The sequence below is a fragment of the Streptosporangium saharense genome (assembly GCF_014203715.1).
Taxonomy (GTDB): Bacteria; Actinomycetota; Actinomycetes; order Streptosporangiales; family Streptosporangiaceae; genus Streptosporangium; species Streptosporangium saharense.
Genome location: NZ_JACHJP010000007.1, coordinates 162,144 through 177,113 on the forward strand (window position 1 = coordinate 162,144; position 14,970 = coordinate 177,113).

The window sequence follows — 14,970 nt, forward strand, 5'->3', positions numbered from 1 at the left end:
GCGCCCCCTTCTCGGCGAACAGTCTGACTTCAGCGCGTCAACGCCCGGAGTGAGAAGACGGCGTAGGCGTCCCGGGGTTGGAAGTCCCGGTTCGGCCGTTGGCGTGGGGGTGAGGGTTTTGGTTTGGGCGCCGTCGGTGCTTGGACTGAGAAACGCAGGAGCGAAGCGACGGAGTGCGCGGGGAAAGGCCCAAACCCCAACAGCGCTGATTGTCTCGTTCGCTCTCGCCCTGGTCGGCGGGGTGACGACGACCAGTACGGCACAGGCCGACACGATCAAGCGTACGGCCGAGTGCCAGGGAGACTGGCTGCCCGCGACGCCGACCTCGGCGGACATCATGGCGGGCAGGCTTGAGTTCGTCGGGCGGCCCCCGGTGAAGGTGGGCAAGGACGTCAACTGGCGGGCCGACCCGTACCGCAACCGCTCCTGGAGCATGGTCTTCCACTCGCTGCGCTGGATGGGCCGGTTGGTCTCCGACTACGAGACCACCGGGGAGAAGGCCTACCTGACCCGGGCCACCGAGATCGCCAAGGACTGGGTGGAGGACAACCCCAAGGGGGGCGGGCCCAAGGCGAGCCCGTACGCCTGGCAGGAGCACCCGATCGCGCTGCGCGCCCCCGCCCTGACGTGTCTGAGCAGGCACGTCAACGAGCCGTGGCTGTCGAAGAGCCTGGCCGAGCACGCGAGGATGCTCTCCAACCCCGCCCTGTACGAGAAGGGGCACAACCACGGGATGGACCAGGACATCGCGCTGTTCGGCATCGGCTGCCGTTTCAAGAACGCGACCTGGTCGAACCTGGCGCTCAAGCGGCTGACCGTGACCGTCAAACTCGACATCGACTCCCAGGGCGTGCTGCGTGAGCAGGCCCCGAGATACGCGATCTACGTCTACGACCGTCTCAAGGTCGCGATGGAGCGCATCGAGGAGTGCGGCAGGAAGGTCCCCGCCGAGATCAGGGCCAGGTGGGAGTCCCTTGAGGACTTCATCTCCCACTCGACCCAGCCGAACGGGTTCATGGTCCCGATCGGTGACGGCGGCGCCGACGTACGGCCCTCGGGCTACACCCACCCCAAGAAGACGGTCCGGGTCTTCGGCAACGGCTACGTCTACGGGCGCACCGCCTGGGACGACCCCGGTTCCGCGTTCTACTCCATCCGGTTCGGCCCCGGCCTGAGGTTCCACGGCCACGAGGACCACCTGGGCGTGACCTACTACGCGCAGGGCCGTGACGTGCTGGTCGACGTGGGCTTCGACTCCTACGAGAACACCCCCTACCGGCGCTGGACCATGTCGCCGGAGGCGCACAACACCCTCGCCGTGGTCGGCGCCCCGTTCCGCCCCAAGACGGCCAGTGCCCTGAGCAGGTCCTCGCTCGGCCAGGACAGGCAGAGCTACAGACTCACCGACAGGGCGTACGGCGTGCCGAGGACCCGGTCCGTGCTGGTCAACCATGGCAGCGACGTGATGGCGGTGCTGGACACGGTTCCCAAGGGCTCCAAGGTCAGCAACGTCTGGCACTTCGCCCGTGAGCTGTCCCCGGTCTCTAACGGCGGCGGCCGGGTCGTGGTCAAGGACAAGTCCGGGTGGAAGGCGACGCTGGTCCAGCTGTCCATGCCTTCCTGCAAGCCGGTCGACGGGCAGCGGGTGGTCTCCGGCCAGCAGAACCCCTTCCAGGGCTGGGTCTCCCCCGCTTACCTGAGCAAGCAGGCCGCTCCCGCGGTCCTGTCCCCGGCGACGGAGGGCGCGCTGCTCACCGTCGTGGTGCCGGGGACGGGCGACCCCGAGGTCTCCTGCTCCGGCGGCAGGGTGCGGCTGCAGACCTCCGAGGGACAGGTCACCTTCAAGGTCTCGGCCGCCGACCTGGCCTGACCTTCCACGACGTTGGGGTACGGCTCACGCCGTACCCCAACGTGTGAGATCAGGTCAGTCGGCGATGTGGCCCGCCCTGAGCAGACCGTAGGTGACGGCCTGGTCAAGGGCCTGCCAGGAGGCCTCGATGATGTTCTCGTCGACACCGACGGTCGCCCACTCGCCGGTCTCGTCGCTCGACGTGATGAGCACCCTGGTGACGGCGTCGGTGCCATGGGTGCCTTCCAGGATGCGCACCTTGAAGTCGATCAGCTCGACGGACGCCAGCTCGGGGTAGAGCTTCTCCAGGCCGAGCCGTACTGCCTTGTCGAGGGCGTTGACCGGGCCGTTGCCCTCGCCGGTCGAGACGATCCGCTCGCCCTTGGCGTGCAGCTTGACCGTGGCCTCGCTGACCAGCTCGCCGTCGCGGGTCCGCTCGACGATCACCCGCCACGACTCGACCTCGAAGTGGCGCCGCTTCCGGTCACCGGCGACGGTGTCGCGCAGCAGCAGCTCGAAGGAGGCGTCGGCGGCCTCGAAGGTGTAGCCCTTGGACTCAAGCTCCTTGACCCGGTCGACGAGGACGCGCGAGGTGTCCGGCGACAGGTCGTAGCCGAGTTCGCGGCCCTTGAGCTCGACGGAGGCGCGGCCTGCCATGTCGGAGACGAGCATGCGCATGTCGTTGCCGACCTGGGCCGGGTCGATGTGCTGGTAGAGGTTGGGATCGACCTTGATGGCGCTGGCGTGCAGCCCGGCCTTGTGCGCGAAGGCGGAGACGCCCACGTAGGGGGCGTGGGAGTTCGGGGTGACGTTGGTGACCTCGGTGATCGCGTGCGCGATGCGGGTCATGTCGGCCAGCGCCTCCCTCGGGACGAGGTCGAAGCCCCGCTTGAGCTGGAGGTTGGCGATCACGGTGAACAGGTTGGCGTTGCCCGAGCGCTCACCGTAGCCGTTGGCGCAGCCCTGCACGTGGGTGGCGCCCGCCTTCACCGCGGCCAGGGTGTTGGCCACCGCGCAGCCGGTGTCGTCGTGGCAGTGGATGCCGATCCTGGCGGAGGTCTCGACGGCCGCGGCGACGACCTCGGCGAGTTCGTCGGGGAGCATGCCGCCGTTGGTGTCGCACAGGGCGATGACCGAGGCGCCCGCCTCGGCGGCGGTGCGCAGGACTTCGAGCGCGTAGGCTGGGTTGGACTTGTATCCGTCGAAGAAGTGCTCGGCGTCGAGGAAGACTCGCTGGCCCTCCGCACGAAGGTGAGAAACCGTGTCGCGGATCATCGCGAGGTTCTCCTGGAGAGTCGTGCGAAGGGCCAGCTCCACGTGCCGGTCGTGACTCTTGGCGACAAGGGTCACGACCGGCGCGCCGGATTCGCGCAGCGCGGCGACCAAGGGGTCATCGGCGGCCTTCACACCGGCCCGGCGGGTCGCGCCGAACGCGGCGAGCTGCGCGTGCTTCAGATCGAGCTCTGTTCGAGCCCGTCTGAAGAACTCTGTGTCCTTGGGGTTGGCACCCGGCCAACCGCCTTCGATGAAGCCGACGCCCAGGCCGTCCAGGTGGCGGGCGATGGCCAGCTTGTCCACGACCGTGAGGTTGAGGCCCTCCTGTTGGGCGCCGTCACGGAGCGTCGTGTCGTACACGTGGAAGCGGTCGTCGGCCATTTCAGTCTCCTTCGCGGGGTTTCGATGTGATTCGCCGCGCGCTCTCTCGGCTCTGAGAAACAAAAAAACCCCTCACGGACGTGAGAGGTCTGCGCGCTGGCGGTGTCCTGTGTCAGCCAGCGCGCCTGCCGATAATGAGCAGACCGTAGAACATGGTGCTTTGGAGTCTGCCACACGCAGCCACCACTTGACACATTGATCTCAGGATCTGGACCACGCGTCCGCCTGGCACATCAGGGAACCGCTCGCGGTAGCCGGCCTGACCAGCGAGAATGGCCGGCATGAAGGCGACTTATCTGGACCCGGCCGTGGGGCAGTATCTGCTCGCGCACACCACGCGGCCCGACGACGTCCTCGACGCGCTCGCCCTGGAGACCAGGGAGGTGGCCGGTGACCGGGCGGGCATGCAGATCTCCCCGGACCAGGGGCGCTTCCTCACCATGATCGCCCAGCTCAGCGGGGCGGAGAACGTGGTGGAGGTGGGGACCTTCACCGGCTACTCGTCCATCTGCCTGGCCAGGGGGCTGCGGCCCGGCGCGACCCTGACCTGCTTCGACATCAGTGAGGAGTGGACGGCGATCGCCAGACGCTACTGGGAGAAGGCGGGCGTGACCGGGCGGGTCACCCTGAGACTCGGCCCGGCCGCGGAGCGGCTGCGTGAGCTGCCCGCCGACAGGCCCGTTGACCTGGCCTTCGTCGACGCCGACAAGGGGAACTACCCGGTCTACTACGAGATCCTCATGTCCCGGCTCGCGCCGGGCGGGCTGCTGCTGGTCGACAACACCCTGTGGAAGGGCAGGGTCGCGGACCCGACCGCCGACGACGCCGCGACCAGGGGAATCCGCGAGTTCAACGACCTGGTGGCGGCCGACGGCCGGGTGACGTCACTGATGCTCCCGATCGCCGACGGCCTCACCATGATCCGTAAGAACTGACCAACCTCAGCAGATCTTGTGCACCCAGCCGTGGGTGTCGGGGCGGGAGCCGTACTGGATGCCGACCAGGGCCTCGCGGATCCTGGCGGTGACCGGGCCCTGGGTGCCGTCGCCGACGGTCCAGGCGCGGTCGGCGCCCTTGACCGAGCCGACCGGGCTCACCACGGCCGCGGTGCCGCAGGCGAAGACCTCGGTCAGCTCGCCGGACTCGCAGCCCTCCTGCCACTCCTCGATCGACAGGCGTCCCTCCTCGGCGGTCAGGCCGAGTTCGGAGGCCAGGGTGAGGATCGAGTCGCGGGTGATGCCGGGCAGGAGGGTGCCGGTCAGCGCCGGGGTGAGCAGGCGGTCGCCGTAGACGAAGAACAGGTTCATCCCGCCCATCTCCTCGACGTAGCGGTGCTCGTTGGCGTCGAGCCACACGACCTGGTCGCAGCCCTGCTCGACGGCCTGGCGCTGGGCGACGAAGGCCGCGGCGTAGTTGCCGCCGCACTTGGCGAAGCCGGTGCCGCCGGGGGCCGCGCGGGTGTACTCGGTGGACAGCCAGACCGAGACGGCCTTGGCCGCGCCGAAGTAGGCCGCGGCGGGAGAGGCGATCACCATGTAGCGGTAGGTCCGCGAGGGGTAGTTGACGCCGAGTGCGGGCTGGGTGGCGATCATGAAGGGGCGCAGGTAGAGGCTGTGGCCCTGGGTGGTCGGCACCCACTCGCGGTCGGTCTGGACGAGCAGTTCGAGTGACTCGACGAACGCCTCCCGCGGCAGCTCCGGCATGGCCATGCGCAGCGCCGACCGGTTGAAACGGTCGGCGTTGGCGTACGGCCTGAAGCAGGCGATGGAGCCGTTCTCCTGCCGGTAGGCCTTGAGCCCCTCGAAGAGCTCCTGGGCGTAGTGGAAGACCGACGTCGCCGGGTCGAGGCTGAGCGGGCCGTACGGCACGAGCCGCGCGTCGTGCCAGCCCTCCCCCTCGGTGTAGTCGATGGAGACCATGTGGTCGGTGAAGGTCTGGCCGAATCCGGGATCCGCCAGTACCTGCTCGCGCTCGGCCGTGGAACGAGCGTGGTCGGAGAGCTGCACGTCGAAGGTCAGCTTCTGAGCGGTGGTCATGGCGGGGATCCTTCTCTTCGTGACGGAGTGCACCTACGGTCCATTCTGGAACGGAGCAGGCACCGGAAAACTACTGCATACAGGCCAAAATCCGGCAGCCCGCTCGGGAAGACGAACGAAAAAAGACGCGCCCGGTGGCTCCACTGAGCCACCGGGCGCGTCCGGAAAATCGGGCAGGCGGCTGTCAGCCGGCTACTCGCGCGGTGATGTCGTCGCCGATCTCGCGGGTGGTACGGCTCGCCCGCGCGGCCTGGCGCTCGACGAGGTCCTCGGCCACGGCCTTCTCGACCCTGGCGGCCTCCTCGGTCAGGCCCAGGTGGTCCAGGAGCATGGCGACCGACAGGATCGTGGCGGTCGGGTCGGCCTTGCCCTGGCCCGCGATGTCGGGGGCGCTGCCGTGGACCGGCTCGAACATGCTGGGCGCGGTGCGGTCGGGGTTGATGTTCCCGCTGGCCGCGAGGCCGATGCCACCGGCGACGGCGGCGCCGAGGTCGGTGATGATGTCGCCGAAGAGGTTGTCGGTGACGATCACGTCGAACCGCTCGGGCTGGGTGACGAAGAACATCGAGGCGGCGTCGATGTGGTAGTAGTCCGTCGTGACGTCGGGGTACTCAAGGCTGACCCGGTCGACGGTGCGCGCCCACAGGTCACCGGCGTAGGTGAGCACGTTGGTCTTGTGGATCAGCGAAAGCTTCCTGCGCGGCCTGCCGAGCGCCTTCTCGAAGGCGTAGCGGACGACGCGCTCGACGCCGTAGGCGGTGTTCAGCGACTCCTGCGTGGCGATCTCGTACGGCGTGCCGCGGCGGAGCACGCCACCGGCGCCCGCGTAGAGGCCCTCGGTGCCCTCGCGGATGACGACCATGTCGATGTCCTCGGGGCGGGAGCCGCCCAGCGGGGTCGCGACGCCGGGGAAGAGCTTGACCGGGCGCAGGTTGACGTAGTGGTCGAGCTCGAAGCGGAGCTTGAGCAGCAGTTCGCGCTCCAGGATGCCCGGCGGGACGCTGGGGTCGCCGACCGCGCCGAGCAGGATCGCGTCGTATCCGCGGAGTTCGTCGAGGACCACGTCGGGGAGGACCTCACCGGTTCTGTGGTAACGCCCGGCACCCAGGTCGTAGGTGGTGGTCTCCACCTTCGTTCCGACGGCTTCGAGGACCTTCAGGCCCTCGGTGACGACCTCGGTTCCGATCCCGTCTCCAGGGATGACGGCCAGACGAACATTGCGCGAATCCATACCGGGCACCCTACCTGCTCTGTCTCGGCAAGCGAACCATCAATCTCACCCCTCGGACACCGCCCCTTTGACGGCGCCGCGAAAGTTTTGTCCTGTTTGCGATCTTTTGACCGTTTCGTTAAGGTCCTGGCCATTCACATCGTCGCCTAATTCGCGCAGGCCACCCCCCTACAACGGCCAGCGCGGAGCCGGGGAACCACTTCCGGGGTCCGCGGGGCGTCCGAGCCGCACTCCGTCCGACGGAGCACGTTCCCGGCGTTTTCCACGAGGCCCCTCGGGGCGAATCGGCGCTCCCCCGCGCCGTAGGGCGGCCTTCACGCCCGAGCCCGACAGCTCACCCGGCCGGCCCTATGGAAGGAACGATCCTGAACGGCAAGACCTACCCCCGTGTCCTGACCCTGATCGTCACCGGCTCGACCATCCTCGCCACGCCCGCTGTCGCACTGGCGGACTCCCCCACCCCTCTCCTCGCGCTCGCCGTCGCCGGATTCACCCTCGCGGGCCCGGCCCCCACCGCGGAGAGCTCCAGGACCCCGCTCACCGCCCCCGTCAGCGAGGCCGCCCCCGCCGGGTTCTCCACGGCGGCACAGAAGGTCCCCGCCTGGAAGAAGGCGATGAAGTGGGCGATGTCCAAGCGCGGCACGCCGTACGTCTGGGGCGGCACGGGCAGGGGCGGCTTCGACTGCTCCGGCCTGATGCTCCGCGCGTACGGCGCGGCGGGCATCCGCCTGCCCCGCACGACCACCCAGCAGTACTCCGCGTTCTCCAGGAAGATCTCCTGGAAGAACCTCAAACCCGGTGACCTGGTCTTCTTCCACAACCTCGGTCACGTCGGCATGATCATCAAGCCCGGCTACATGGTCCACGCCCCGCGCAGCGGCGACGTGGTCAAGGTGGAGAAGCTGCGGGCCTGGCGCCGCGCCAGCTTCGCGGGAGCCGTACGGCCCGACCCGAAGGGGGTCAAGCTCACCGACGAGCGGGCCGAGCTGGACACGGCGATCAGGCAGTCGGCCCAGGCGGGTACGGCTCTCGCCACCTGACCCGCGCCTTCCCGGTCCCGGGCGCCGCACCGCCCAGGAAAGGGATCAGGAGTGCGGGGGCACTCCGCCGTTGTCGCGGCGGTCCAGCGCGGTCTGCAGGGCCTGGACGGCCTCGTTCTCATCGTCTTCGGGACGGTTCCAGGGATACATGTCGTACATGACGCTTCTCGTCTCGTTCGTACGGAGCTGACGGGGGCCGGACCCTGGTCACGGATCCTGATCGGGGTCGCGGATCCGGATCACGGATCGGCGGGAAAGTGGGGCCGGCGGACGCCATCGCACCGCGGCGAGTTGCCGGCCCGCCCCTGTGTCAGGCCTCGCCGCGGCAGGTAATAAGTACGAGAACCTGGCGCATTACCAGCCATAATACCCGGCCTTCCGAAATCCGTCTCGCCCCTCGTACAGGCTTCTCACATGTTGAGACACCGGTTGGGGTGGAAACACGGACGGCCGCCGCCCCGTGAACCGGGACGGCGGCCGTGGAAGCCGTGCTGTGCGGTCAGTCGGCCAGGTCGACCGAGCGGCCGCTGTCGGCGCCGATCTCGCCGCCGATCTGGTCGAGCACCTCGACCGGAATGGCCGAGTCGACGGTCAGCGCGATGAGGGCCTTGCCGCCCTTGGCGTCCCTGGCGACCTGCATGGAGGCGATGTTGATGCCGTGGTCGCCGAGGATGCGGCCGACGATGCCGACGACGCCGGGACGGTCGTCGTAGGTGAAGAACGACAGGTGGTCGGTCGGCTCGATCTCCATCTGGTAGCCGTTGACCTCGACGATCTTCGTGATCTGCCGAGGGCCGGAGAGCGTGCCGGAGACCGAGACGGCGCGGCCGTCGGCCAGGACGCCGCGGACGGTCACCACGTTGCGCCAGTCGGGGCTCTCCGCGCTGGTCACCAGCTCGACGGTGACGCCGCGGTCCTTGGCCAGGAGCGGAGCGTTGACGTAGGTGACGGAGTCCTCGACCACGTCGGTGAAGACGCCCTTGAGGGCGGCCAGCTCGATCACGCGGACGTCCTGGGAGGCGATCTCGCCACGGACCTCGACGTCGAGCTTGGTGGCGACCTCACCGGCGAGGGCGGTGAAGACGCGGCCGAGCTTCTCCGCGAGCGGCAGGCCGGGCTTGACGTCCTCGGCGACGGCGCCGCCCTGGACGTTGACGGCGTCCGGCACGAACTCGCCCGCCAGGGCCAGCTTCACGCTGCGCGCGACCTGGGTGCCGGCCTTCTCCTGGGCCTCGTGGGTCGAGGCGCCCAGGTGCGGGGTGACGACGACCTGGTCCAGCTCGAACAGCGGGCTGTCGGTGACGGGCTCCTTGGGGAAGACGTCGATGCCCGCGCCCGCGACACGGCCTTCCTTGATCGCCGAGTAGAGGGCGCCCTCGTCGATGATGCCGCCACGGGCGACGTTGACCAGGCGCACCGACGGCTTGACCTGGTGCAGCTCACGGTCACCGATGAGCCCGATGGTCTCCTTGGACTTGGGCAGGTGCACGGTGATGAAGTCGGACTCGCGCAGGACCTCCTCAAGGGAGGCGAGCCTGACGCCCATCTGCGCGGCGCGGGCGGGCTGCAGGTAGGGGTCGTAGGCGATCAGCTCGACGCCGAACGGCTGCAGGCGCTGCGCGACAAGCTGGCCGATCTTGCCGAGACCCAGGATGCCGATGACCTTCTCGTCCAGCTCGACGCCGGTGTACTTCGAGCGCTTCCACTCGCCGCCCTTGAGCGCGGCGTGGGCCTGGGCGACGTTGCGGGCCGAGGCGAGGATCAGCGCGACGGTGTGCTCGGCGGCGCTGGTGATGTTGGAGGTGGGCGCGTTGACGACCATGACGCCTGCCTTGGTCGCGGCCTCAACGTCGACGTTGTCGAGTCCGACACCGGCGCGGGCGACGACGCGGAGCTTGGGCGCGGCGGCGATGGCCTCCGCGTCCACCTGGGTGGCGCTGCGCACGATGAGCGCGTCCACGTCGGCGAGGGCGGGCAGGAACTGGGCGCGGTCGGCGCCGTCGGTGTGGCGGACTTCGAAGTCGGCTCCCAGGACGGCGAGACCTGCCTCGGAGAGTTCCTCTGCGACCAGTACGACGGGCTTGTTCACGGGCTGGATCCTTTGGAGACGTGGAGGCTGCGGACGGACCTCACGTAGTCTATCTGCGCTTGTGAACGCGTTCACGAGTGTCCCGGGATCCGAGACGGTTACCCACTCCGTACACCTTCTATGCCTAGAAAATTCATGTTGGTCTTGATCTAGATAAAACTTCGCGATTACCCTGATAAGCCGTGGTTCACTACCTAAGGTTCCTTGTATGAGCATCGGGAACCCCGCTCTCGGCGACGTACTCGCGCAACACGGCAGTCCACACCGGCTGCTGGCGGCGCTGGCCGACTTCGGGCTCCTCGTGGCCGTGCGCCCTGATCGCTCGGTCGTGCTCGGCACGACCCAGGCCGGTGAACGGGTGCTGCTCGGCTACACCTCGCAGAGCACCTACGCGCGCCACCGCGGCAACCACGCCCTCTCAGCGTGTGACGCCGACACCATCCTCGACATCCAGCGGGTCACCGGCGTTCGCGAGATCGTGATCGACGCCGCGGGCCCGGCGGCCGCGGCCGTACCGATCGAGGATCTCCAGCGCCATCTGCTCTCCACCCGCACCGGGCCGACGCCCGCGCTGTCGAGCACGGCCCCGACGGCGTACGCGACCGGGGCGATGGCCACGGTCTCCCGCGCCTCGGCGCCCCCGGTGGCTCCCGCGGCAGGCCAGCGCACCGGCCCCACCCCCGTGCCGGCCGCGCCCGCCGCCCAGCCGTGGATCCCCGCGCCCCGGCCCCACCTTTCCGGGCCGATGCAGATGGTCGATCCGGGCTACGGGCGCTGCACGCACCCGATCCTGCCCGCGCTGCGGTTCGCGATCTCCTACGTGCTCGCCGACTACCCGCTCGTCCACCACGTGTGGATCTCCGAGGCCAAGACCTCCTCGGGGGCGCCCGGCATCATGCTGCACGTCAAGGTGCACATGTCGGCGGCCGAGGACGTGGTCAGGGACATCCACCGGGGGGTGCGCGCCCGGCTGCCGCAGCTCGCCGCCAGCGAGGCGCCGATCCTGATGGCCAGGGTCGCCGACGCGCGCAGCGAGCAGCGGATGATCGAGATCGGCGCCCACGTGGTCTGCGCCAACACCCCCGGCTGACGACGGCGTTCGGCGGCCCGTCACCGGACGGGCCGCCAAGCACCTAGCCCAGCCTGCGGGTCATCGTGACCCTGGTCCTGGCGAAGACCAGGGCGATCAGCCCGGCCAGCAGCGGCAGCCCGACGCCGACGGCGACGAGGGTGAGCCACGGGACGCTGAAGACCATCCCCGGTGCCGGATAGGCGACCCCGTTGAACCCGGCCTCCGGGTGAGCGTCGCGCTGCAGGGCCGTCTGGCTCGACATGGCGAACCCGGGCAGCAGGCCGATCAGCAGGCCGAGGGGCACCCCGAGGCCCGCGACGAACACCGCCTGCCCCGCCGCCACCGTCCTGCGGGTGCGGGGTCTGGCCCCGACCGCGGAGAGCGTGTCCAGGTCGGGCCTGGCGTCCGCGGCGGCGAGACCCGCGGCGGCGAGCGTGCCGCCGAGCACCACGAGCGAGGCCAGCGCCCCCATGACCCACAGGGTGAAATCGAACCTGTCGGACTCGACGTTCTCCGTGTCCTCAACCCCGGCATCGGGGGCGAGCGCACGCACCGACTCCCTGAGCCGCCGCGCCCGCTCCGGGTCGAGGCGGGCGCCGTCCTGACGGATGACGAACCCGCTGGGACCGGGGACGTAGCCCGCCCCGGTCACCGCCGCCACCGGCGCGACCCCGAGCACGGGGGCGGGCCCCTGGACGGTGATCCCGACCGCGGGCATGGTGACCGTGGGGTCCTCGTCGCCCCCTGCTCCGAAAGCCGTGACGTTCAGCCGGACCTCGCCGTTCCCGACCGCGCCCGGATCGAAGATCACCGCCTTGCCCTCGGCCAGCGCCGCCTCCGCCACCCGGTCGGTACGGCCCAGCAGAAGGCGCAGCAGGTCGGGGCCGCCGACGGGCAGGGCACGCAGCGGCCCCGACCGCAGGAAGCAGTTCTTACAGAGACGACGCTCCATGCCGAAGTCCAGCGCCCTGCCCTCGCCGTCGAGGGCCTGGTAGGTCTCGATCGGCGTCGTCCCCGGGAACGCCTCGGTGAGGAGCGACCTGATCCTGTCCCAGGTCTCCTTGGGGACCTCGTCCCCCCAGACCATCGTCGTGCCCTGCGGGTAGTAGGGCCAGGGCCCCCGCGCCGCCGTCGCGGCCGAGCTGGTGACGCCGACGGCGACCGTGCCGAACACCGCGGCCGCGGCCAGCACCGCGACGACGGCGGGAGCCGTACGACCCCGGTTGCGGGAGGCGTCCCTGGCGGCCAGCCGCAGGGGCAGCGGGAGCCCTCCGGCCAGTCCACCGATCCGCCTGACCAGCCAGGGCGTCACCATGACCAGGCCGAGCAGCCCCAGCGTCCCACCGAGATAGATCGGCGCCTCGATGCTCACGGTCCCGTAGAGCATCGTCGCCGTCCCCGCCACGAGCAGGAGCAGGCCCGCCAGCGGACGGCCCGCCCGGTCACGCGCCGTGGGACGCCTGCCCGCGAGCACCGTGGCCGCGTCCGTCCTGGCCGCCTGCACGGCGGGCACCACGGCCGCCACGACCCCGCTGACCAGGCCGAGCGCGGCGACCAGCGCGATCTGCCCGACGGGCACCTCGAAGGGCCCCAGCTCACCGTCCGGCCAGATCCCGATGACGGCCGCGGCCACCCTGGCGACGCCTACCCCGAGGACCGAACCGAGGACGGCGGCGACCAGCCCCAGGGTCAGCCCGTCGGCCAGCACGACCAGCTTGAGGTGGCGGGCGGAGGCGCCCTGCGCGGACAGGAGCGCGAGCTCCCTACGGCGGCGACGGATGCCGACGGCGAAGGCGGGGCCCGCGAGCAGCACGACCTCGATCACGGCAAGCGCGATCCCCGAGACGGCCGCGACCATTCCCGAGACGGTCCAGGCCGATCTCATGTGGTCGTCGAGGGCCTGCCCCGGGCCGTCCCCCACCGGCGGCGGGTCGGCGAGCACCGCGGGGGACGTCACGGCGAGCCCGGCCTGGTTGAGGCGGAGCGTCTCCGTCCAGGTGGGCGGGGACGGCAGGTCGGCCAGCCAGGTGTCCCACGTGTGGGAGTCGCCGGACGGGGCGGGGAACAGCGAGCCGGGCGGCCCGATGAGCGAGCCGCCGTACTCGGTCTGCTGGTCCACCACCCTGCCCACCACGTGTTTCGGCACGCCGCGGCGGGTGTAGCGGATCGTCGTCCCGACGGAGACCTTCCTGGAGGCGGTGACCACGACCTCGTCGGCGCTCTGCGGGTAGCGCCCCTGCAGCAGGGGGAACATGCCCTTCGTCATCGGATCCCGCAGGTCCAGCTCGACGACGTTGATGCCGGTGTACCGACCGCCCGCCGAGTAGTCGTCGGAGGTCGAGCGGAACGGGATGACCCGCGCCCCCTGACCGAGCAGGGCCTGGATCCGCTCCCGGGACCTCGGTTCGAGCGGCTTGTCACTGCGTGGTTCCCAGTTCCCGCCGGTCACATCCTGCCTGATCGGCACGCTTTCCCTCGTGTCGGCCACCCTGGCGTCGGCCGCGCCCAGGCGCATGGGCACCCGCTCCTCGAACGTCAGGTCGCGGGTGGCGAAGTGGGTGAGGGCGGCGGTGACGGCCAGGACCGGCAGGCCGATCATGACCACGATGAGCGCGCTGCGCGCCTTGGCGCGCCACATGTCCCTGCGGGAGATCCGCAGCGCGGCGAGCAGGGCGCTCATCGGGCGCTCTCCAGGGGAGCGGAGGTCGCGTCGGCGATCTCCCCGTCCCGCAGGAAGACCACCCGGTCGGCCCAGGCGGCGTAGCGGGGTTCGTGGGTGACGAGGAGGACCGCCGCTCCCGCGTCGCAGCGGGTGCGCAGGAGCTGGAGGACCTCGTCGCCGGTCGGGGTGTCGAGGGCGCCGGTCGGCTCGTCGGCCAGGATCAGCCGCCGCTGCCCGACCAGCGCGCGGGCGATGGCGACCCGCTGACGCTGGCCGCCGGAGATCTCGTCGGGGAAGCGGTCCGCGACGTCGGCGAGGCCGACCTCGGCCAGCACCGTCCTCGCCTCTCCCCGGGCCTGGCCCGCCCTGACGCCGTCCAGCTCGCGCGGGAGCATGACGTTCTCCACGGCGGTCAGCGAGGGGATCAGGTTCAGATCCTGGAAGACGTAGCCGACGTGACGGCGGCGCAGCCCGGCGAGGTCCCCCGCCCGCATGCCCGTCAGCGACGTGCCCTCGACGGCCACCTCGCCCGAGGTCGGGGTGTCCAGGCCGCCCGCGAGATTGAGCAGCGTCGACTTGCCCGAGCCGGAGGGGCCCATCACCGCGATCAGCTCCCCCGCTGTGACGTCCAGGCTCACCCCTCGCAACGCCCGTACGGCCTGCGGCCCGTCGCCGTGGACGCGGGTCACGTCCGCGAGCCGTAGGACCGGTTCTGAGCTCATGGTTGTCTCTCCTGCGTCTGATGCGTCTGGGACGAGGCCGCGAGCACGGCCTCGCAGTGGTCGAGCCAGCGCTGTTCGGCCTCGGACTGGAAGATCATGGAGTCGATGACCAGCCGTTGCGCTGGACTCTCCGCGTTCGCCCGTTTCGCACGGGTAAGTCCTTGCAGCGTGCGCATGGTCGCCACGCGCTGGGCCTGGATGACGGGCCGTACGTCGGTGCCCGCGGCGACCGCCATGGCGAGCTTGATGACAAGCTCGTCCCGAGGCCGGTCCGACTGGGCGACGGGGGTGCTGAACCATCGCTCCATCTCGGCCAGACCGGCCTCGGTGATCGTGTAGACGACCCGCCCCTGCTCGTCCTGCTCGCCCGGCGCGACCAGACCGTCGCGCCCAAGGCGGGAGAGCGTCGTGTAGACCTGGCCGATATTGAGGGGCCAGGTCGCCCCCGTCGACGCCTCGAACTCGGCCCGCAACTGGTAGCCGTAGCGGGGTCCCCGGCTCAGGAGAGCGAGGAGTCCTTGCTTGATCGCCATGAATACTGAGTATGCATACCCGGTATGGCTGTCGCAAGAGATCCGCATATTCTGGACAGGTTCCACCGCTGGGGCGGATA

Annotated in this window: 11 protein-coding genes and 1 riboswitch; of the genes, 4 read left to right on the forward strand and 7 right to left on the reverse strand. The window is 70.1% G+C overall.

What is annotated here, in order from left to right:
- Positions 1–241: 241 nt before the first annotated feature.
- Positions 242–1,870, forward strand: coding sequence for a heparinase II/III family protein (locus FHS44_RS28305; protein ID WP_312863844.1), 1,629 nt, complete (start codon positions 242–244; stop codon positions 1,868–1,870).
- A 54-nt stretch (positions 1,871–1,924) separates the two neighbouring features.
- Here the strand turns inward: FHS44_RS28305 and cimA are convergent, their stop codons facing one another.
- Positions 1,925–3,505, reverse strand: a complete 1,581-nt coding sequence (gene cimA / locus FHS44_RS28310; protein ID WP_184720081.1) for a citramalate synthase — start codon at positions 3,503–3,505, stop codon at positions 1,925–1,927.
- Positions 3,506–3,786: 281 nt separating this feature from the next.
- Here cimA and FHS44_RS28315 point away from each other — a divergent pair, with 281 nt between their 5' ends.
- Complete coding sequence (locus FHS44_RS28315; RefSeq protein WP_184720084.1) at positions 3,787–4,440, forward strand: O-methyltransferase; 654 nt, start codon at positions 3,787–3,789, stop codon at positions 4,438–4,440.
- A 6-nt stretch (positions 4,441–4,446) separates the two neighbouring features.
- Here the strand turns inward: FHS44_RS28315 and FHS44_RS28320 are convergent, their stop codons facing one another.
- Both FHS44_RS28320 and FHS44_RS28325 read right to left on the reverse strand, forming a co-directional pair.
- Positions 4,447–5,541, reverse strand: coding sequence for a branched-chain amino acid aminotransferase (locus FHS44_RS28320; protein WP_184720086.1), 1,095 nt, complete (start codon positions 5,539–5,541; stop codon positions 4,447–4,449).
- A 184-nt stretch (positions 5,542–5,725) separates the two neighbouring features.
- Positions 5,726–6,772: a 3-isopropylmalate dehydrogenase gene (locus FHS44_RS28325; RefSeq protein WP_184720088.1), complete on the reverse strand. Its 1,047-nt coding sequence runs from the start codon at positions 6,770–6,772 to the stop codon at positions 5,726–5,728.
- A gap of 133 nt (positions 6,773–6,905) precedes the next feature.
- Positions 6,906–7,135: riboswitch (cyclic di-AMP (ydaO/yuaA leader) on the forward strand.
- On the opposite strand from FHS44_RS28325, the gene FHS44_RS28330 reads away from it, so the two are divergent.
- Positions 7,123–7,812: a C40 family peptidase gene (locus FHS44_RS28330; protein WP_184720090.1), complete on the forward strand. Its 690-nt coding sequence runs from the start codon at positions 7,123–7,125 to the stop codon at positions 7,810–7,812. Its footprint overlaps the riboswitch before it by 13 nt.
- Before the next feature lie 499 nt (positions 7,813–8,311).
- On the opposite strand, the gene serA is transcribed toward FHS44_RS28330, so the two are convergent.
- Positions 8,312–9,901, reverse strand: coding sequence for a phosphoglycerate dehydrogenase (gene serA, locus FHS44_RS28335; RefSeq protein WP_184720092.1), 1,590 nt, complete (start codon positions 9,899–9,901; stop codon positions 8,312–8,314).
- Between the two features lie 208 nt (positions 9,902–10,109).
- Between serA and FHS44_RS28340 the strand changes: the two genes are divergently transcribed.
- The gene (locus FHS44_RS28340; protein WP_184720094.1) at positions 10,110–10,991 is read left to right on the forward strand and encodes a hypothetical protein; all 882 of its coding nucleotides are present in this window, start codon (positions 10,110–10,112) and stop codon (positions 10,989–10,991) included.
- Between the two features lie 43 nt (positions 10,992–11,034).
- Here the strand turns inward: FHS44_RS28340 and FHS44_RS28345 are convergent, their stop codons facing one another.
- Genes FHS44_RS28345 through FHS44_RS28355 form a run of 3 tightly spaced genes read right to left on the reverse strand, consistent with a single transcriptional unit; the run spans position 11,035 to position 14,890 of the window.
- Entirely contained in the window at positions 11,035–13,653 is a 2,619-nt protein-coding gene (locus FHS44_RS28345) for an FtsX-like permease family protein (RefSeq protein ID WP_184720097.1), read from the reverse strand.
- The gene (locus FHS44_RS28350; RefSeq protein ID WP_184720099.1) at positions 13,650–14,357 is read right to left on the reverse strand and encodes an ABC transporter ATP-binding protein; all 708 of its coding nucleotides are present in this window, start codon (positions 14,355–14,357) and stop codon (positions 13,650–13,652) included. The genes FHS44_RS28345 and FHS44_RS28350 overlap by 4 nt, the downstream gene beginning before the upstream one ends.
- A complete protein-coding gene (locus FHS44_RS28355; RefSeq protein WP_184720101.1) occupies positions 14,354–14,890 on the reverse strand; it encodes a PadR family transcriptional regulator in 537 nt (178 codons plus the stop codon). Before FHS44_RS28355 ends, FHS44_RS28350 begins: the two co-directional genes overlap by 4 nt.
- Between the last annotated feature and the right edge of the window lie 80 nt (positions 14,891–14,970).